The 18,808-nt window shown below is 64.7% G+C and carries 21 protein-coding genes and 1 pseudogene; 11 read left to right on the top strand and 11 right to left on the bottom strand.

The window, feature by feature from the left end:
* Nucleotides 1-26: 26 nt before the first annotated feature.
* Together NGM15_RS06945 and NGM15_RS06950 are read right to left on the bottom strand one after the other, a co-directional pair.
* Entirely contained in the window at nucleotides 27-434 is a 408-nt protein-coding gene (locus NGM15_RS06945; RefSeq protein ID WP_253437042.1) for an Hsp20/alpha crystallin family protein, read from the bottom strand.
* A gap of 165 nt (nucleotides 435-599) precedes the next feature.
* Nucleotides 600-1,430, bottom strand: a complete 831-nt coding sequence (locus NGM15_RS06950) for a GIDE domain-containing protein (RefSeq protein WP_253437045.1) — start codon at nucleotides 1,428-1,430, stop codon at nucleotides 600-602.
* Between the two features lie 91 nt (nucleotides 1,431-1,521).
* Here NGM15_RS06950 and NGM15_RS06955 point away from each other — a divergent pair, with 91 nt between their 5' ends.
* From NGM15_RS06955 to NGM15_RS06965, 3 genes are all read left to right on the top strand, one after another.
* The gene (locus NGM15_RS06955) at nucleotides 1,522-2,823 is read left to right on the top strand and encodes a molybdopterin molybdotransferase MoeA (protein WP_253437048.1); all 1,302 of its coding nucleotides are present in this window, start codon (nucleotides 1,522-1,524) and stop codon (nucleotides 2,821-2,823) included.
* A 221-nt stretch (nucleotides 2,824-3,044) separates the two neighbouring features.
* Nucleotides 3,045-4,919, top strand: a complete 1,875-nt coding sequence (locus tag NGM15_RS06960) for a molybdopterin biosynthesis protein (protein ID WP_253437051.1) — start codon at nucleotides 3,045-3,047, stop codon at nucleotides 4,917-4,919.
* Between the two features lie 80 nt (nucleotides 4,920-4,999).
* Nucleotides 5,000-5,647, top strand: a complete 648-nt coding sequence (locus tag NGM15_RS06965; RefSeq protein ID WP_253437054.1) for a helix-turn-helix domain-containing protein — start codon at nucleotides 5,000-5,002, stop codon at nucleotides 5,645-5,647.
* Here the strand turns inward: NGM15_RS06965 and NGM15_RS06970 are convergent.
* On the bottom strand, nucleotides 5,644-6,273 hold the full coding sequence (locus tag NGM15_RS06970; RefSeq protein ID WP_253437056.1) for an HAD family hydrolase: 630 nt from the start codon (nucleotides 6,271-6,273) through the stop codon (nucleotides 5,644-5,646). The two genes, NGM15_RS06965 and NGM15_RS06970, sit on opposite strands and share 4 nt — an antisense overlap.
* 189 nt (nucleotides 6,274-6,462) lie before the next feature.
* Nucleotides 6,463-6,672 carry an HVO_0649 family zinc finger protein gene (locus tag NGM15_RS06975; protein ID WP_253437059.1) on the bottom strand — a complete coding sequence of 70 codons (210 nt, stop codon included), beginning with the start codon at nucleotides 6,670-6,672 and terminating at the stop codon, nucleotides 6,463-6,465.
* A gap of 86 nt (nucleotides 6,673-6,758) precedes the next feature.
* On the opposite strand from NGM15_RS06975, the pseudogene NGM15_RS06980 reads away from it, so the two are divergent.
* From NGM15_RS06980 to NGM15_RS06995, 4 genes and pseudogenes are all read left to right on the top strand, one after another.
* Nucleotides 6,759-8,348, top strand: a pseudogene (locus NGM15_RS06980) (bacterio-opsin activator domain-containing protein); the annotation flags it as partial.
* A gap of 103 nt (nucleotides 8,349-8,451) precedes the next feature.
* Complete coding sequence (locus NGM15_RS06985; protein WP_253437063.1) at nucleotides 8,452-8,634, top strand: DUF1328 domain-containing protein; 183 nt, start codon at nucleotides 8,452-8,454, stop codon at nucleotides 8,632-8,634.
* A gap of 234 nt (nucleotides 8,635-8,868) precedes the next feature.
* Nucleotides 8,869-10,788 carry an aldehyde ferredoxin oxidoreductase family protein gene (locus NGM15_RS06990; RefSeq protein WP_253437066.1) on the top strand — a complete coding sequence of 640 codons (1,920 nt, stop codon included), beginning with the start codon at nucleotides 8,869-8,871 and terminating at the stop codon, nucleotides 10,786-10,788.
* 263 nt (nucleotides 10,789-11,051) lie between these two features.
* Nucleotides 11,052-12,212, top strand: a complete 1,161-nt coding sequence (locus NGM15_RS06995) for a glutathione-independent formaldehyde dehydrogenase (protein ID WP_253437068.1) — start codon at nucleotides 11,052-11,054, stop codon at nucleotides 12,210-12,212.
* Nucleotides 12,213-12,285: 73 nt separating this feature from the next.
* Here the strand turns inward: NGM15_RS06995 and NGM15_RS07000 are convergent, their stop codons facing one another.
* Complete coding sequence (locus tag NGM15_RS07000; protein WP_253437071.1) at nucleotides 12,286-12,447, bottom strand: DUF1059 domain-containing protein; 162 nt, start codon at nucleotides 12,445-12,447, stop codon at nucleotides 12,286-12,288.
* Between the two features lie 112 nt (nucleotides 12,448-12,559).
* Here NGM15_RS07000 and NGM15_RS07005 point away from each other — a divergent pair, with 112 nt between their 5' ends.
* Nucleotides 12,560-12,715 carry a hypothetical protein gene (locus NGM15_RS07005; RefSeq protein ID WP_253437074.1) on the top strand — a complete coding sequence of 52 codons (156 nt, stop codon included), beginning with the start codon at nucleotides 12,560-12,562 and terminating at the stop codon, nucleotides 12,713-12,715.
* Here NGM15_RS07005 and NGM15_RS07010 read toward each other — a convergent pair.
* The 3 genes from NGM15_RS07010 to pan2 all read right to left on the bottom strand — a co-directional run bounded on the left by NGM15_RS07010 (nucleotide 12,696) and on the right by pan2 (nucleotide 15,954).
* Nucleotides 12,696-13,913: a CobW family GTP-binding protein gene (locus NGM15_RS07010; protein WP_253437077.1), complete on the bottom strand. Its 1,218-nt coding sequence runs from the start codon at nucleotides 13,911-13,913 to the stop codon at nucleotides 12,696-12,698. The two genes, NGM15_RS07005 and NGM15_RS07010, sit on opposite strands and share 20 nt — an antisense overlap.
* Nucleotides 13,914-14,149: 236 nt before the next feature.
* Nucleotides 14,150-14,629 carry a pyruvoyl-dependent arginine decarboxylase gene (locus tag NGM15_RS07015; protein WP_253437079.1) on the bottom strand — a complete coding sequence of 160 codons (480 nt, stop codon included), beginning with the start codon at nucleotides 14,627-14,629 and terminating at the stop codon, nucleotides 14,150-14,152.
* 98 nt (nucleotides 14,630-14,727) lie between these two features.
* Nucleotides 14,728-15,954, bottom strand: a complete 1,227-nt coding sequence (gene pan2 / locus NGM15_RS07020) for a proteasome-activating nucleotidase Pan2 (protein WP_253437082.1) — start codon at nucleotides 15,952-15,954, stop codon at nucleotides 14,728-14,730.
* Nucleotides 15,955-16,113: 159 nt separating this feature from the next.
* Between pan2 and NGM15_RS07025 the strand changes: the two genes are divergently transcribed.
* A complete protein-coding gene (locus NGM15_RS07025) occupies nucleotides 16,114-16,503 on the top strand; it encodes a DUF7522 family protein (protein ID WP_253437085.1) in 390 nt (129 codons plus the stop codon).
* 6 nt (nucleotides 16,504-16,509) lie between these two features.
* Here NGM15_RS07025 and NGM15_RS07030 read toward each other — a convergent pair whose 3' ends face one another.
* The gene (locus tag NGM15_RS07030) at nucleotides 16,510-16,656 is read right to left on the bottom strand and encodes a hypothetical protein (RefSeq protein ID WP_253437088.1); all 147 of its coding nucleotides are present in this window, start codon (nucleotides 16,654-16,656) and stop codon (nucleotides 16,510-16,512) included.
* 207 nt (nucleotides 16,657-16,863) lie between these two features.
* Here NGM15_RS07030 and NGM15_RS07035 point away from each other — a divergent pair, with 207 nt between their 5' ends.
* Nucleotides 16,864-17,406 (top strand): DUF5813 family protein, encoded by a 543-nt coding sequence (locus NGM15_RS07035; protein ID WP_253437091.1) that lies wholly within the window; start codon nucleotides 16,864-16,866, stop codon nucleotides 17,404-17,406.
* Between the two features lie 141 nt (nucleotides 17,407-17,547).
* On the opposite strand, the gene NGM15_RS07040 is transcribed toward NGM15_RS07035, so the two are convergent.
* Entirely contained in the window at nucleotides 17,548-17,778 is a 231-nt protein-coding gene (locus tag NGM15_RS07040; protein ID WP_253437094.1) for an Lrp/AsnC ligand binding domain-containing protein, read from the bottom strand.
* A gap of 161 nt (nucleotides 17,779-17,939) precedes the next feature.
* On the opposite strand from NGM15_RS07040, the gene NGM15_RS07045 reads away from it, so the two are divergent.
* The gene (locus NGM15_RS07045) at nucleotides 17,940-18,137 is read left to right on the top strand and encodes a heavy-metal-associated domain-containing protein (protein ID WP_253437096.1); all 198 of its coding nucleotides are present in this window, start codon (nucleotides 17,940-17,942) and stop codon (nucleotides 18,135-18,137) included.
* A gap of 39 nt (nucleotides 18,138-18,176) precedes the next feature.
* On the opposite strand, the gene NGM15_RS07050 is transcribed toward NGM15_RS07045, so the two are convergent.
* Entirely contained in the window at nucleotides 18,177-18,803 is a 627-nt protein-coding gene (locus NGM15_RS07050; RefSeq protein WP_253437098.1) for a hypothetical protein, read from the bottom strand.
* Nucleotides 18,804-18,808 lie beyond the last annotated feature (5 nt).

Genomic DNA, 18,808 nt, shown 5'->3' on the forward strand with positions numbered 1-18,808 from the left:
AGGGTGCCCAGGTCAGGTCACCCGAGTTAGCCGTCCTCGTCGGCGTCTCCATCGACGTCTTCGGCGGCCGAGTCCTCGGGATCGCTCACGACGTCGATCGGCGTCCTGTCTGATCCCTCCCGTTTCGGTAGGGTGAGTTCGAGTACACCACGGTCGACGCTCGCCTCGGCGTTCGACTCCGTCGCGTCGTCGGGTAGCGGGAGGTCGACGTCGAGAAAGAGCGGGCGGTTCTCCTCGAGGTAGTGGTACTCTCCCGGGAGATCCTTCTGGCGGCGGGCCTCGATCCGAATGCGACCATCCTCGACGACGACGTCGATGGTCTCGGCAGCGACCCCCGGCACGTCGAGCACGAGGAGGTAGGAATCGTCGCTCTCGAGGAGATCGAAGAACGCGGCGTCGGAGAGATCCCGGAGGGCGTCGCGCAGCGCTGACATGGTGACAGGTTCGAACGCCGCTACGAAAAAGGCCGCGGTCCCGACCGACCGTATCCGTGGTGATCGATCGTTTCCATACAGACCCACCATTCCTGTCCCGACCACTCGCTCCCGTGGTGACCCAGCGTTCCCGTACCAATCAACTGTCTCATGCCGACAAGCAGATCAGATACCGCCGACGCCGACGGCGAAAGAGAGGGAGAGGGCGAGAAACAGAACACCCGCGAGCGCCGAGACCAACCCCCGGACCGCGACGCGGAGTGCCGCACGGCGGTCGGTCACGTCGAAGAGCAGAAATGGTGGGCCGAGCAGGCGGTGGCGAACGCGAGCCAGCAGTCCTGGCTCCGGCGGGACCGACCGCTCGACGACGGCGTTCACCTGGCCCGTCTCTCGAGAGGCCGTCGTGTCGCGCCGAGCCGTGCCAAGCAGGTGAACCGCCTCGCCCAGGTCCAGTCGACGCTCCAGGTAGCGCCGGTCTCGCCCGGTCGAAATCTCGAGCGGCCCGAGCGAGAGGCTCGTGTTCTCGTCGGACACGTCCTCGTCGCGCTCGATGTAGCGGGCGATCGGCGCCGGTGGCGCCTCGCCACCCTCGACGCGAATCCGTGTGTCCACCGTGAGACGCAGGTCCGCCCCTTGCGGGTCGACCAGAACGTTCCCCGTCTCGTCCTCGAGGCGAAACGGCACGACCCGGGTCCCGCCGTCGATTTCGACCCACTTCGTCCGGCTTCCATTGTTGGTGGACTTCCGGCGTTTCTCCTCCACGGTGTACTCGACGGCGACACAGCCCGTCTCGGTGAACGGCGACTCCAGGACGTCGTCCCAGGCGAGCACGGTTCCGGACAGTTCGACGAACCCGTCGTTCGGCGTGTCGAGTACCGTATGCGGCTCGCGTGCAAAGATTCGATGGGCGAGGCCCAGTTCGCGGAGCCCGTAGGCGAGAAGTGCGACGCCGAGGAGCGCACCGAGGGCGGCCAGAGAGAGGAGCAGGACGGACATGTTCGAATCCCAATTTGTAGGTGAAGGTAAAAGACGTCTGGTTCACAGCCGACCCGCACGTTTTTCATCGCCGGCCACCCCTCTTTGCAGTATGAAGGGTGCCGACCGTGACCGCAAGGAGTCGGGGTTCAGAGTCAGAACCCGCGTCGACGACGCCCAGTCGACCCTCGAGACGGCGCTCGAGGCGCGAAACGTCCGGTGTGACCAGGAGCGTGTGGCGCTCGAACGCGCCGACGGACGCGTCCTGGGCGAGTCGATCACTGCCGACGTCGACGTCCCCCACTACGAACGAGCGGCGATGGACGGCTACGCCCTGCAAGCGGCGGACACGTTCGGTGCGAGCGAACGCTCGCCCGCGGTCTTGCGCCTCGAAGACCGGCCCGACCCCGAATCCGCGCTCCCCCCAGAAACGGCCCGTCGGGTCCACACCGGGAGCGCCATCCCCGACAACGCCGACGCGGTCGTCATGCTCGAGCACGCCGAATCCCTCGCGACGACGGGCGAACTCGAGGTGCTCGACGCGGTCGCCGAGGGCGAGAACGTCGCTCCCGTCGGGGAAGACGTGGAGGCCGGACAGCGGCTGTACGAATCGGGCCACCGACTGCGGCCCTCGGACCTCGGTCTCCTTCGATCGGCAGGGAACGACCGACCGCTCGTCTCGAGCCGGCCGTCCGTCGGCGTCGTGCCGACCGGCGAGGAGGTGGTCCAGGACGATCCCGACCCCGGCGAGGTGATCGAGACCAACGGGCTGACGGTCTCGCGACTGGTCGAACGCTGGGGCGGACGCGCGACCCACCGCGAGGTCGTGACGGACGATGCCGAGGCGCTTCGCGTGGCGATTCAGCGCGATCTGACGAAGGACGTCGTCGTCACGACAGGCGGCTCCTCGGTCGGCCAGCGGGATCTCCTGCCGGAAGTGATCGACGACCTCGGCGAGGTGCTGGTTCACGGCGTCGCGCTGAAACCCGGCCACCCGGTGTGTCTTGGAATCGTCGAGGAGACGCCGGTGCTCGCGTTGCCGGGGTACCCGGTGGCGTGTCTCATCAACGCGGTCCAGTTCCTGCGGCCGACGCTCGCGTGGGTCCAGGGGACCGAAGCGACCCCACATCCGACAGTGACGGCGCGTCTCGGACGAAAGATCGCCTCCGAGCCAGGAACGCGAACGTTCGCCCGGGTGTCGCTCGAGGCGGATGAGGGAGTCGAGGAGGCAGACGAAGAAGGTGAGGACGGGAGCGAAGGTGGGAATCTGGTCGCAACTCCCACGCGAGCGAGCGGGTCGGGCGTGCTCTCGAGCGTCGCGCTCGCCGATGGCTGGGTCGTCGTCCCAGAGGATCGAGAGGGAATTCCAGCAGACGAGACGGTGGCGGTGGAGAACTGGGAGCCCTGGTTCTGAGAGGATGGCCGACGATGGCCGGGACCGTTGCGGACAGGCGACACACCGCTATCGCGATCCGTCGTGTCGCACGACCGCCGCGCGGATCGCGTCTCGAGTCAGTTCACGCCGGGGTTGGCCGCCCATTCGTATATAAATCACCGCACAACGATCGGGGCGCAGTGAGCCGAGCGCGCGGGTGGACACTCGAGGTTTTTACCGCATCGCTTCCAAGAACACCCATGGACCGCAAGGAATTTCGGGATCTCGCGACGCCCGAGGAGGCCCACGAGGCGATTCGGTCGCTGTCGCTCGAGGGTGGCATCGATCGCGTCCCCCTGTCGGAGGCGCGTGGCCGAGTGCTGGTGACGCGCGTCGACGCCGAACTGGACGTCCCCGGGTTCGATCGCTCGAGCCTGGACGGCTACGCCCTCCGCGCGAGCGACACGTTCGGCGCAGACGAGGCCGACCCGGCCCGCCTCGAGCTCGTGGGGGAGGTCCACGCCGGCCAGGAACCAGAAGTCGAGGGCGGGGACGGCAAAGCGGTCGAAATCTCGACCGGAGCGGTGATGCCGCCGGGAGCCGACGCGATGGTTCCCGTCGAGCGGACGGACGTCGAGGATGGGACGGTCCTGGTCCGCACGAGCGTCGCTCCAGGAGACAACGTCATGTTCGCCGGGGCCGACGTCGCCGCCGGCGAGCGCGCGCTGGGGCCGGGGACGCAGCTGACGCCGCGGGAGATCGGGCTACTCTCGGCGCTGGGCGTCGACGAGGTCCCCGTTCGTTCCCGTCCCCGCGTAGGAATCGTCTCGACCGGCGACGAACTCGTCCGCCCGGGCGGCGACCTCGAGAGTGCCCGCGGGCAGATCTACGACGTCAACAGCTACACGGTCGCGGCGGGCGTCGAGGAGGCAGGCGGCGAGGCGGTGCTCTACCCGCACGCGGGTGACGATCCGGCGGAGATGGAGCGCGTGCTTCGGGACGCGGCCGAAGAGTGCGATCTCGTGCTCTCGTCCGGATCGACGAGCGCGAGCGCGGTCGACGTGATCTACCGGGTAATCGAGGAACAAGGCGAGTTGCTGTTGCACGGCGTGAGTGTCAAACCCGGGAAGCCGATGCTGATCGGGCGCCTCGAGCGGTCGGATTCGGCGGGACAGTCCGCCTACGTCGGCCTCCCCGGCTACCCCGTCTCGGCGATGATGGTCTTCCGGACGTTCGTCGCGCCCGCCATCCGCGAGGCGGCCGGTGTTCCCGAACCCGAGACGGCGACGCTGACCGGCCGCCTGGCTCGAGAGGAGCGATCCGAGCAGGGTCGTCATCGCTTGCTTCCGGTCGGCGTCACGACTGACGGGGACGGCGAGTACCTGGTCTACCCCGTCGACAAGGGGAGCGGGGCGACGACCAGCCTCGTCGAGGCCGACGGCGTCGTCGAGATCGACGCCGACACGGACTACCTCGAGGTCGGCGCAACACTCGAGGTCCGGCTATTCTCGCCCGATCGCCGGCTCCCGACGCTGTTCGGCGTCGGCGAGGACGATCCGACCCTCAACCGGGTGCTCGATCGCCTCGAGCGACCCCGGTACCTCCCGATCGGGTCGCGCCCCGCACTGCGGCGGCTTCGGACGGGAACGCCTGACGTGGCCGTGGTCGCCGGGCCGATCGAGCCGGATCGCGAACCCGAGGGCACCGAACTCGGCTCCTGGAAGCGGGAGTGGGGGCTGATCGTGCCAGCGGGGAATCCGGTGGAGGTCGAAGGGCTCGAGTCGCTCGTCGACCGCGACCTGCGGTTCGTCAACCGGACGACCGATTCGGGATTGCGGACGAGCCTGGGCGTCGCCCTCACGGAACTCGCGGACGAACGCGACCGGGACCGCCACGACCTCACCGCGGCAATCGACGGCTTCGACATGGGGCTGCGTGCCCACGAGAGCCCTGCTCGGCGGGTCATCGCCGGGGAAGCGGACGTCGCGCTCGGACTCCAGGAGACGGCTGAACGATTGAGCCTCGGATTCGTTTCCTGCGGCGAGCAACCCGTCCAGGTCTGGACGGCGGCCGACCGCGTCGACAAACCGGGCGTTCGGGAACTCGAGTCGGCTCTTCGTGAGAAACTCGAATAACGCACGGAGACAGTCTCAGGGCCCCGGTAGTCAGGATCTTCGAAGTAGCAGTTTTACGCCCGAGCGGTGTAGGGTGCGTGATGTCGACGATTGCCGAGTTTCGGATTCCGGCCTCGGATACGGCCATGGAAACGACGTTCGAGCGAGCGCCACAGGCCAGGCTCGAGCTCGAGTCCTCGGTGTCGAAGACGCTCCCGTCGATCTGGGTCTCGGGGACGACCTGCGAGGCGATCGAGAACGCCTTTGCGGCCGACGACACGATCGAGCGATTCGAACTGGTCGCGAGCGCCGAAGATCGGCTCCTCTACGACGTCGACTCCGAGCGCGGGCAGTACCTCTACGACGAGTTGCTCTCTTCTGGCGGCTCGTTGCTCGAGGCGAGCGGCGTCGATTCCTGGTGGCAGTTCAAGATGCGGTTTCGGACGCGCGAACACCTCGTCGACACCCACGAGACGCTCGAGAGCCAGGGCATCGTAGTCGATTTGATCCGCGTCACCGACGTCACGACGGTGTCGACGGGGAATACGCGGCTCACGCCGGAGCAACACGAGGCGTTGACGGCCGCGTTCGAGAAGGGGTACTTCAAGATTCCGCGCCAGATTTCGATGGAGGAACTCGCGAGCGACCTCGGCATCTCCCACCAGGCGCTCTCGGAACGACTGCGGCGCGCGTACGGGACGCTGGTCGACGCGGAGGTACAGCCAGTGAACGAGCAAACGACCGACTAGAACAGTTCTTCGAACGAGTGGACGCGGTAGTCGCCGAGCACGCAGCGTCCGCGCCTGTCGTGGCCCACTCGTTCGACGTGGATCGCGTCGAGACCCGCGTTCCAGGCGGCGCCGACGTCGCCAGCGCCGTCGCCGGCGAGGACGCCCCGGTGTCCGTTCTCCGCGACGCCCAGATTCGTCATCACCCGCTCGACGGGGGTTGGGTCGGGCTTCCAGCCCGTCTCCGGGGTACAGCACAGCACGTCGTCGAACCAGTCGCGAATCCCGACGTGGTCGAGGACGGGGTCGGCTAAAAACTGCTGGCAGTGGGTGACGAGGCCGACCGGCGTCTCCAGGTCGCCGACGAACGCGGCGTCCTCGTGGAGGTACGTCTGCTCGGCGCGGACGAGCGGATCCTCCTCGGCGTGGAAGGCGTCCCAGAACGCCGACGGCTCGATACCCCAGGCCCTGAGCTGGGCGTCCCGAGAGCCGGTGAGGCCGTTCCAGAGGATGTCGGCCTCCCGGTCGGTGAACTCCCGACCGAGTCGATCGCCGACGCGGTCGAACACATTGCGAGTGTAGGACCACTCGACGTCGACCAGGGTTCCGTCGAGATCGAGGAGCCAGAAGTCGTACTCCGAGACCATGTGGAGCTATCAGTAAACGCTCTACTTATAAGTGTGTGTCGCCGCGGGCGCCGCCGCCATCGGTTTCTTCGGTTTCCCACGTTACACGTTACACGTCACACGTCGCACGTCGCACGTTACACGTCACACGTCGCACGTCACACGTCGCACGTCACACGTCACACGTCGATCGCCCAGGGAGCCCGAAACTCACCGCCGCGGTGCCTCGATCCTGACCTCCCTCGTCTCGACGCCAGCACAGGAGGGACAGACGAACCGGTAGTGGACGGACCGTCCGGACGTCGTCACGTGCCATCCCGCGTCGTCGCCGTCGTAGCCGCACTCCCGGCACCGGGCGCAGGTTCGGTCGAGTCGCTGGCGCAGCCGTTCGAACGGCGATCGGCTTCTCTGAATAGACATGTGTTAACATACAACTCGACGTCGTATAATTGTCCGCATCAGTCACGAACGAAGAATGTTAACCACCGCGATAGGGACTGGCGTTTTATGACCGGTCCGAAACTAGAATGGACATGGACGACACCGACGGGCGGCACGGGGCAAACGACGTCGATCGAGCCGTGAAGGCGAGGGCGATCGACGAGGCACCGATCGGTGTCTCGCTCTCCGATCCGTCACGCGAGGACAATCCGCTGGTGTACATCAATCCGGCCTTCGAACGATTCACCGGCTACGACGGCGAAGCGGTTCTCGGACGAAACTGTCGATTCCTCCAGGGGCCGGACTCGAGCCCCGAAGCAGTCGCGGAAATGCGGGCCGCTATCGAGGAAGAACGGCCAACCACGGTCGAACTCCGGAATTACCGGGACGACGGCACCGAGTTCTGGAACGAGGTGACGATCGCCCCCGTCCGCGACGAGACGGGAACCGTCACCCACTACGTCGGCTTCCAGAACGACGTCACGGCCAGAAAGGTAGCCGAGTTGGCCCTCGAAGAACGAACCGAGGAACTGGAGTACATCCTCGAGCGCGTCGAAGGACTGATCCAGGACGTGACCAGCGTCGTCGCCGGATCGACCTCCAGGAGCGATCTCGAGACTGCAGTGTGTAACCGAATCGCTGAGGAAGCCGCCTACGAGGGTGCCTGGATCGGCGAACGCAACCCCGCCACAGACACGCTCGAGGTGCGAGCGAGCGTCGGCGTCGATCCCGGCGATGTGCCGATTGACGCCGATCACCCCGCGACGACTAGCCTCGCTTCGGGGTCCGTCGTCGTCGACACGGTCGAGGGGTGGACCCACGCTTCGTTCCCGCTCTCCTACAACGGCGTCGAGTACGGGACGTTGACGGTCTGCAGCGACCCCTCGCGCGGCGTCGACGACCGCGAGACGATCATCCTCTCGGCGCTCGCGCGGGCGGTCGCCAGCGGAATCAACGCTCGCGAGACCAGTCGTATGCTCGCGACGGACGCCGTCGTCGCCGTCGAACTCGAGATGACCGACCACGACCTCCCACCAGTCGCGATCAGTGCCGAGACGGGCGGCCGCCTCGAGTACCGTCGGTCGGTTCACCGGGCGGGCGACGACACGGCATCGCTGTTTACGGTCACGAACGCTGTCACCGAAGAACTGGCGGCGGCCACCGACGATCTCGAGGGGATCGACCTCGAGGTGCTCGTCGAGCGGGCGGACCGCACGTTGATCGAACTCAACGCCGAGGCGGATCTCGTGGGTTGGCTCTCCGAACGCGGCATTCTCGTCCAGTCGATCATCGCTGAAGGTAGCCACGCCCGCGTGACCCTCGAGATCCCGCACTCGACGAACGTTCGCGGCGTCGTCGAGTCGGTTCAGGCACGGTACGACGGAACGGACGTCATTTCTTTTCGCCAGCACGAACGCGGGGGCGAGACTCGCGAGGAGTTTGCCGCCAGACTCGAGGATGCGCTCACCGACCGCCAGTTCGCCTCCCTGCAACGGGCGTACCTCGGCGGATACTTCGAGTGGCCCCGTCCGACCACTGGCGAAGAACTCGCCAGTTCGATGAACGTCTCCCGGCCGACGTTTCACGAACACCTCAGAAACGCCGAAGCGAAACTCTGTCGAGCGTTCTTCGGTGACGAGTTGGCCGAAGAATGATCGGCTTATACTCGCGGTCCATCGCGTAGTCGCTCCTTAGCATCGACGACCGTCCTGGACAGTCACCAGCGTTTATATACCAGTTTGTGGTGGCTGCTCACACATGCTCGAGATTCCACTCCAGATCGGTGGCGGCGGATTCCTGTACTGGGCGATCATCTTCTTCGTCCTGGCGATTATCGCCGCGGCGGTCGGTTCCCGCGGCGTCGCCGGGGTGAGTATGGAGATCGCACGGATATTCGTGTTGATCTTCATCATCCTCGCTGTCGTCGCTCTGTTACTGTAGTGATCCTCGAGTGTCGGTACTCAGAAATCGAGACTCGAGATCGGGGACAGGAGGATGGAGACCAGATACCGGATACCGGAGACCGGAGACCGGAGACCGGAGAAGCAACGACAGAGTGCGGACTCGCCACCGGGACGAGTCTGTCGACGTTCTACGCGATGTAAGCGGATTCGGTTACGTGCCTGTGGGAACGCCTAACAGGCTTCGAGACGAATATAACGGACAGAGTTTACCATGACAGAACTTGGCGGTTTTCAAGACAGGGTTGCTCGCATCGATCTCTCCTCAGGCTCGGTCGACTACGAGCCGATCGACGACGAGGACGCCAGGAAGTACATTGGGGCCCGCGGCCTCGGCGTGAAGTACGTCTTCGAAAACGGACCGGACGTCGACCCGGAGGGACCCGAGAACCTGCTCGCGTTCATGAACGGTCCGCTCACTGGCTCGCAGGTTCCGATGTCCGGACGAATCGCGGTCTGTACCAAATCGCCGCTGACCGGAACCGTCACCGACAGCCACCACGGCGGCTGGTCCGGCGCGCGGCTGAAATGGGCCGGCTTCGATGGCCTGCTGTTCGAGGGGAAGGCCGACGACCCCGTCTACGCCGTCGTCGAGGACGGTGAGGTCGAACTCCGTGACGCCTCTCACCTCTGGGGAAGCGGCGTCCACGCGACTCGCGACCAGCTCGAGGAGGAGGTAGAGGGTGCTTACGGGAAGAACCTCTCGCTGATGGCCATCGGTCCTGGCGGCGAGAACGGCGTGAAGTACGCCTGCATCATGAACGAGGACGACCGGGCCTCCGGCCGTGGCGGCACCGGCTGCGTGATGGGGTCGAAGAACCTCAAGGCGGTCGTCGTCAAATCGACGACGAAAATGCCCAAGCCCGCGGATCAGGAGACGTTCAGGGAGGGCCACCAGCAGGCGATGAAGGCGATCCAGGAGTCGGACGTCACCGCGCCCAACGAGGGCGGCCTCTCGATGTATGGGACGAACGTCCTGATGAACATCGGCGAGGAGATGGACGGCCTCCCGACGAAGAACGCCCAGTACACATCGACCGAGAGCATGCGCGAGGCCGAAGGCGTCGACATCGACGCCGAGCGCGTCTCCGGGGAGAACGTCCGCGAGAACATCCTCGTCGACGAACCGACCTGTCACTCCTGTCCGGTCGCCTGCAAGAAGGAAGTCGAGGTGCAGACGATGCACAAGGGCGAGGAGATGAACGTCAGGACGGAGTCATACGAGTACGAGTCGGCCTACGCACTCGGCCCGAACTCGGGACACACCGACCGCGACGCCGTCGCCCTCATGATCGAGCGCTGTAACGACGTAGGCGTCGACACCATCGAGACGGGCAACATGATGGCGATGGCTATGGAGATGACCGAGCAGGACAAACTCGAGGAGGGCGACCTCGAGTGGGGCGACTACGAGACGATGATCGACATGATCGACCGAATCGGTCGGCGCGAGGACGACCTCGCCGACCTGCTCGCGGAGGGGCCACGCCGAGTCGCCGACCGCAAGGACGCTCAGGACAACTCACTAGCGGTCAAAGGCCAGACCATCGCCGCTTACGATCCACGCTGCATGAAGGGGATGGGCATCGGCTACGCCACCTCCAACCGCGGCGCGTGTCACCTGCGCGGGTACACGCCTGCCGCCGAAATTCTCGGCATTCCCGAGAAGGTCGATCCGTACGAGTGGGAGGGCAAAGGCGAACTGACCGCCGCCTTCCAGGACCTCCACGCCATCTCCGACAGCTTCGACATCTGCAAGTTCAATGCATTCGCAGAGGGCATCGAGGAGTACGTCTCCCAGTACAACGGCATGACCGGCCTCGACGTGAGTGAGGACGAACTCCTGGAGGCTGGCGAGCGCATCTACAACTTAGAGCGCTACTACAACAACCTCGCCGGCTTCGACGGTGCGGACGACTCCCTGCCGGCGCGCTTCCTGGAGGACGGCATCCGCGGCCAGGGCGCCAGCGAGGGCGAGTACTGCGAACTCGAGGAGATGAAGGACGAGTACTACGAACACCGCGGCTGGGTCGACGGCGTCGTTCCCGACGAGAAACTCGACGAACTCGGCATCGACATGGGTCCCGGTACCGGCGTTTCGGCGGGCGATTCGCCGGCTCCGGCCGACGACTGATTGCGAGGCCCGACTCGAGGGGCTCGACCACCGATCACGGCGCATTTTTTCGAGTCTCCTGGGTAGTGCCGGCCACTCTCGGTACGGCTGCTCGGTCGACTCGGGTGCCAACGTTCCAGTCGGTGCTACTCTCTCCACAGCCGGTCCCTCCCAGCGTTCGAACCGACGGGCGCTAAATATTTCACGCCCGGGGAGACGCCGCACACGGGAACCTTTACAACGACGTTAGTGGTCCGTTCCTCGAGGTTTGGTACCAAATGTCAATGAGCGCTGTCGTATACCAGGGACCGCACGACGTGGCCGTCGAGGAGGTCGACGAGCCACAGATCGAACACGAAAACGACGTCGTCCTCGACATCACGACGACGTGCATCTGCGGTTCGGACCTCCACATGTACGAGGGTCGGACCGCGGCCGATCCAGGAATCGTCTTCGGGCACGAAAACATGGGCACCGTGACCGACGTCGGCGACGCCGTCACGACGCTCGAGGAGGGCGACCGAATCGTGCTGCCGTTCAACGTGGCCTGCGGATTCTGTCGGAACTGCGAGAACGGCTACACCGGCTTCTGCACCAACGTCAATCCGGGCTTCGCCGGCGGTGCGTACGGCTACGTCGCGATGGGACCATACAAGGGCGGCCAGGCCGAGAAACTCCGCGTCCCCTTCGCCGACTTCAACGCGCTGAAACTGCCGGAGGGGAACGAACACGAGGACGCCTTCGCGCTCCTGGCGGACATCTTCCCGACGGGGTGGCACGGCACCCGCCTCGCGAACCTGAAACCGGGAGAGTCCATCGTGATCTTCGGGGCCGGTCCGGTCGGGCTGATGGCGGCCTACAGCGCCATGATCCAGGGCGCCTCGGAGATTTACGTCGTCGACCGCGTCGAGAGTCGACTCCAGATGGCCGAGGACCACTGCGACGCCCACCCGATCAACTTCGAGGAGTCCGACCCGGTCGAACAGATCGTCGACCAGCACGGGGACGAGGTCGACAAGGGAGTCGACGCCGTCGGCTACCAGGCGATCGACCCCGAAACGGACGTCACCGACGACGCGTATGACCCCGCCCGTGAGAACCCCGCAGTCGTCCTCAACCAGTTGATCCAGACCGTCAGGCCGACGGGCGAAATCGGCGTACCAGGGCTGTACGTCCCCTCCGATCCCGGTGCCCCGAACGAGATGGCTGCACAGGGCCGCCTCGGCATCGACTTCGGGAAGCTCTTCGAAAAGGGCCTGCGCTTTGGCACCGGCCAGTGTAACGTCAAGCAGTACAACCGACAGCTCCGAGACATGATCATCGAGGGTCGCGCGGACCCCAGCTGGGTCGTCTCGCATCGAGTCGACCTCGAGGAAGCCCCCGAGATGTACGAGCGCTTCGACGAGCGAGAGGAGGGCGTGATCAAGGTGTTACTCGAGCCCTGACGGGTCGCGCGGAATCCGATTTTTTGCTCGTGGCTCCCACGGGACGGACGAGCACCGGTCACCGAGGTGATCCTCAGCTGCGAACCCAGGCCATCGGGTGATCGTCGCGGAGGTGGTCCTGATATCGTTTGATCAGTTCCGGGTAGGACCCCGCAACCGCGTGCCACTCGCAGTGATCGCATCCCCGTTCGACTGTGTCGTTCGCGCTCTGGACGTATCCGCCCCTTCCGCACATGCAGAACGCGGTCCGCTGTGGCGCCATAGCCTTTGTGTTGTTGGTCCTCTCCTGCGGGACGGATTCCTCGATCGGAGAAACTGGTATGGTCCCGAACGGCGTACCCAGATCCATGTGCCAGTACTGTAGCTATTCCCTCCACGACGGGTGGACGCAATTGCTCGAGTACGACGACGTCTACCAGAACGCGTTCTCGGACGGCGTGACCGATCAGTCGACGCACGGTTTCCACGAGTCCTGGGAGGAACTCAGCGACCAGCTCGCGTAACGAGTGCCTCCAGCGGAAACGGATCGGCCGTCGCGTCGACCGTCTCGCGTTCGTCGTCGACCAGACAGGTCTCGAGTTCCGCGCGAATCCGCGGTTCGTCCATCTCTCGACCGATGAACACCAGTTGCGTCGTCCGGTCGTCGGTCGGTCGCCACGGGCCGATGGGACCGGCTTTCACCGAGGGGCCCGCCTGGCTGACGCCGATTACCTCCTCGCGGTTCGCGACGTGGCAGACGCCCTTGGCTCGAACGATGGCTCCGTCCCACTCCTCAAGCCAGCTCGCGAGCCGCTCCGGATGGAACGGGGTCTCGGAGCGAAAGACGAACGAGGAGACGCCATGCCGTTCGGCGACGCCGGGTTCAACGTCGTGGTTGGCACTGTGACCGTGGTCGGCGTCGTGATCGAGTTGAGTGCCGTGGTCGTGGTCGGCGTCGTGACTATGGTCGGTGCCGTGACCGTGCCCACCTCCCTCCCCACGCAGGTGGCGCTTCCACCCCTGGGAACGGCTCGCCGCCTCGAAATCGAACCGTCCGGTATCGAGCACGAGGTCCGGGTCCACGTCACAGTAGGTCGTTCGGAGCCGAGTCGCTCGCGGTTGGAGCGTCTCGACGACGGCTTCGATTTCCTCGAGGACATCCTCGGGAACCGCGTCGACCTTGTTGAGCAACAGGACGTCGCAAAACTCGATGCCCTCGACGAGCACGTCGCTCAGCGGTCGATCCGTATCCGGCTCGAGACCGTCCGGAAGGCGGGCCCCGGCGTCGAACTCCTTCCAGAAGCCGTACGTGTCCAGAACGGTGACCATGGTGTCCAGCCGAAACAGGTTCGGGTCAGCGTCGCTCGCGTCCGTTCCCTCGAGAAACACCTGGGCGATGGGAATTGGCTCGCTGATTCCCGAGGCTTCGACCAGCAGGGCGTCGAAGTCGCGGCGTCTCGCTAGTCGCGTCGCTTCCTCGAGCAGGTCCCCCCGCAATCGACAGCAGATGCACCCGTTCGAGAGGTCCACGATGCCGTCGTTCTCGTCGTCGCTGGCTCGCGCGATGAGGTCGGCGTCGATGTTTACCTCCCCCATGTCGTTGACGATCACCGCCACTCGACGTCCGCCGGGGTTCGACAGCACGCGGTTGATCAGCGTCGTCTTTCCCGCGCCGAGGTAGCCGCTGACGACGGTGACGGGGACTGGCTCTATGCTCGCCATGTGGTATCGAAAACCACGACGAGAGTACTAAACGACCGGGTGGCTCTCGTTGAGAGTCTCGAACGCTGATGCTCCTATCCCTAATTCGTCGGGGCCGGCTCGAGCAGGCGTCGCTCGACTCCGAAGTGCGGACTGAACGAGGATCCGAAGCGAAGACCGACTGGAACCTCCGAAAGCCACCGACGGGTCACTCCAAATCGCTCCTGCACGCTGCCTCGGCTCTCTTTCAGTCGTCGTCAGCAGATCGGTTCACTCGTGCCGTAGGCGGCGACGACCACTGCGGCCTGGTACGCCCCAGATTCATCCTCCGTCGTTTCGACCTGGACAGACGGCTCGTCGAACGCCCAGTCTCGAAATTCCTGGCCGGCCTCGAGACCGTCGAGGGCACGCTCACGAACCGAATCGGGGTCAGTCCCGGTCGTCTCGTAGAACAGGCCCGGACCCTCGCCGTCGCCGGATTCGGCCCACGCGAGGGCGGCGCTCGCCGGTTCGTTATCGGCGGCCGTCGCGTGTCCCTGGACGACGGTCAGCCGATTTCCGACCGGGCCGAGATCGGGGGCGGTGCCGACCGCCTCGACGCGAGCGGTCGCCGGAATCACGGACGAAACGGTCACGAGGTTGTAGTTCTCGATTCCGGCGTTCGCGAGCGCGGCGTCGTAGGCGGCCATCTTCGTCGGTCCCGCCGCCGTTCCCCAGACGACCCGAATAGTGCTCATAAACGGACGTAGGTGGACGACGGCGTAAGGACTTGCGATTTCGGATCGATTCGAAACACGCGAAACGCGGTAGAAACAACTTCGGTCTCGAGCCTGTGTCAGTCGAAGAAGTAGTTCGCCGACGTGACGACTTCCGTTTCGCCGGCCTCGATCTTCTCGAGGGCCGCCTCGAAGTCCGCCTGCCCGACGGTCGTCCGGTCGTCGCGGATGGCAAACATCCCGGCTTCGGTCGTGACAGATTCGATCTCCGCGCCCGTGAACCCGACCGTCTGTTCGGCGAGGGCCTCGAAGTCGACCTCGTCGTCGACGTTCATGGTTCGCGTATGAATCTCGAAAATCTGCTGTCGTCCCTCGCCGTCGGGTTCTGGAACCTCGATGAGGCGATCGAACCGTCCTGGACGGAGGATCGCGTCGTCGAGCATGTCGAAGCGGTTCGTGGCGGCGATGATGCGGATGTCGCCGCGCTCGTCGAACCCGTCCATCTCGTTCAGTAGCTGCATCATCGTTCGCTGGACCTCGGCGTCGCCAGAGGTCTTCGACTCGGTGCGCTTGGCGGCGATGGCGTCGATTTCGTCGATGAATATGACGGCGGGTTCGCGCTCGCGGGCCATCTCGAAGAGGTCTCGAACCAGGCGGGAGCCCTCGCCGATGAATTTGCGGACGAGTTCGGAGCCGGCCATCTTGATGAAGGTGGCGTCGGTCTGGGTGGCGACGGCTTTGGCGAGCATCGTCTTCCCCGTACCTGGCGGCCCGTAGAGCAGGACACCGGCTGGCGGTTCGATCCCCACGTTCTCGAAGAGCTCGGGCTGAGCGAGCGGTTGCTCGACGGCCTCCCTGACTTCGCGAACCTGGTCGTCGATCCCCCCGATGTCGTCGTAACTGACGTCGGGTTTTTCCGTGATCTCCATCGTCTGTGCGCGAGCGTCTGTCTCCGCCGAGAGGATCCGCTGGATACCGAAAGAATCGTTGACGGCGACGCGGTCTCCGTAGTCGATTTCCTCGGCGAAGTCGGGGCCGATCTCGGTGAGTACCTCCTGGTTGTTCCCGTGTTGCTTGACGATAACCTCGTCGCCCATATGGTCCTCGACGGTCGCGAGGTACAGCGACGAACTCTTGAGGACCTCGTTTTCGCGTTTGGTACGGTCGACCTGTTCTTTGAGTCGCGTTCGCCTGTCGCGGGCGACGTCAAGTTGCTCTGACAGCTGTTCGCTGGCCGCTGTCAGCTGCATAAAGTGGTCGTGGAGCGCTTCAAGCCGTTCTTCGTCCGAGAGATCGGGGTCGATCTCCCGGCTCGGTGTGTCGGGGAGCGAGGGACTTCGAGACATCCTGACGACCGAGCATAGCTGCCGACGGTACATCTGCCTTTGGGTCCCGGAGAGGATATCGATGCGGTTTCGATTCGCTGGCGAAAGCCTGCGGCTCGGGCCGGGCACCCGTCGTCCGCCGCCCGCGCCATTTAAGCGGTCGGGGTCCCCTTCCCCGATATGGCCACGGGTCTGCTCACAGACGAAAGGGCTGATCAGATCGTCACCACCTGTCGAACCGCCGTCGGCGACAGCCTCCGGTCGGTGACGTACTTCACCCGGGACGACTTCGAACAGCTGTACCTCCGCGGCGATCTCGAGCGCGACGCCGACCTCACGAGCTTCATCGGTCACGAGTGGCGCGGCTTCAAGACCGCCCAGACTGCCTACGAGGGCTCAGAACTGGGCGACTACGAGTACACCATCCGCGTGTTCGAAAACGGCTTTCTCATCCGCGTGACGACCGATCGGGAGGGCGTCTTCGCGACGACCGACGGGCTAACGGTCAAGGACTTCGAAGAAGTTGCGACCGGTCTCGAGTCGTTCCTGGGCGAGCGCAACCGCGAGTAAGCGCCGTCAACACGCTTCCGACCGCTCGTCGTCGTCGCTAGACTCGCTCGGTCCGTCGAGGGAGCCGATCGGTAATCCCGAGCCGAGTTCTCCGTCGGTGCCGAGCAGTCGAGCGAACCGTCGTTTCTCCGCAGCGTACTTATCGAGTGCCATGCTTCCGACGAACGGTCGACCCACGTGTAGTTATGCACGACATTAACGCTGTTTCCCACCGTTGTTCGCGACGAAACGAACGGAACCGATCGAATGCCGGTGAAATGGTAACTGAAGTGATGGGATGATTCCATTCGACCCTTACCTCGCAAGCCGCACCCCGCTATTGGCGTAACACCCATTTTCGTACCGACCCTCTACCCACGTATGACGACGTTACCGACGCCTATTGCCGACGCACTCGAGGAGCACAAGTCGTTTTCGCCAGTCGACGACGCGACGTACGCACTCGAGACCACCGTCTTCGAGGCGCGCGTGACCGCGACCGCCGCCGAGGGGCCGCGAGATGGCTCGGTTACTGTTGTCGTCCGGTTGCCGACGCTCGACGCGGCAACCGCCGACCGCGTCGCCCCGGTGGTCGAAGACGGCTGGTTCGAGACGCTCGAGCGTCGACTCGCAGACGTGTTTACAGTCGCCGAAACGGACACTCACGACGCCCCGCAGATCGACCACGAGGACGGCGTCGTGACGGTCACCCTCGAGTACGTCGCCTGGGACGCCAGAGAGGGGGTCGACGACGCCAAGGCCCTGATCGAGTACGTCGAGGGAACCTACGCACAGGGTATCATCCCGGGGTACGAGTACGAGGGGCCCGCAGCGACGCTGCTCGAGAACGCCCAGACTGCAGGAGAGCGGGCTGCCGAAGGCGCTGCTGGCGGCCACGACGACGAGTACGATAGCCCGTTTTGATCACGCTCACTCGCCTCGCATCGCGTCGAACGGATGTGTCTGCGTTGTTGGTTCGAGGCGTGCTGTGCCCCCTCTAGTTGTAGTTACTACGAACTCGAGCGACGGATCTTCCGCACTGTACGCAATCTCGCAATCGTCGTTTCAGTCCATCGCGATGTAGGTCTTCGTATCCGAAACACCATCGAGACTCTGGATATCTCCCGAAGCCGCCTTCAGGACGCCGTACACCTCGTCGGCGTCGACCTCGGCGATTATGTCGTAATTACCGGCGACGATGTGGGCGTCCGAAACGCTCTCGAGGTCGCGGATGCCCGCCAGGAGTCCTTCGGATTTACCGGCAGCGGTCTTCACCATGATGAACGCGTGAACCATTGCTTTCGTGTGGTACTCCTTGACACGACTAAAGTGTTTGCCCGGTCACGGACGATGACGTCTCGAGAATTCGTCGAAACTTTCGTATCAAAAGTCCCACGGTGAGTGCAACGAGACGTCGAAGCAGTAACTGGCAAAAACCTGGAGGCCGAAGTGAGTACATGGCACGAACCATCACGGTAACTGGCATGAGCTGTGGCGGCTGCGAGGACACGGTCGAATCGGCGCTCGAGGACGTCGACGGCGTCGTCGAGGCATCGGCGGACAACGAATCGGACGCCGTCACTGTCGAGGGTGACGCCAACGTCGACGCACTCGTCGAGGCAATCGAGAACGCTGGCTACGACGTCTCTGCCTGAAATCGGACCACTCGCGAACGCCCGCTCGTTCTACACGTTTTACCGGTCGATCGGATCGTCGATCCAGTTGTAACACCGAAAGTGCTCCGGCCGCTTTTCGCTCGTGAGCATCTCGAGGGGGATGAATCCCTCGCCGCCGCGAGCCCCCGCCTCGCGCTCGCCGGGGTCGTCGGAGAAGGTCATGAGCTTCGCCTTCACCGAAAACGTGACTTCGAGCGTGCCGGTGTGATTGTCGTCAGGGTCGAAGCGCATCGAGACGTCGCCGGCGCCGACGCCGAAGATGGCACGGTCGGTCGGCGTCGAGACGCCCACGTCGTGACTGGCGAGTCCGCTCGAGAGGTCCTCGAGCCACGCGCGCATCGACTCGCGGTCGAGGGCTTGCTCGAGGTCGAACCCGCCGTCCTCGTCCATCGACCCCGATTCGAACGCGAAGACGGGGTAGGCGAGTTTCTCGTCGGGAAGGACGTGCGAACTCGTTTCCGGGTCCGGCGAGGTTTCGGGGACGCCCAGTTCGTCGCTGATCGCCGACCGGACGGTCGCTTCGGCGTTCGATGCGTCCACGGGTGTCGATTTCGCGTCACTCACGTCGCTTGGGCCGTCCGCGTCACCCGCCTCACCCACTGCTTCCGTCTCGTCGCCCGCTTCCGCCGGCGGTTCCCCGTCCATGCTAT

Source organism: Natronosalvus halobius, assembly GCF_024138145.1.
GTDB classification, from domain to species: Archaea; Halobacteriota; Halobacteria; order Halobacteriales; family Natrialbaceae; genus Natronosalvus; species Natronosalvus halobius.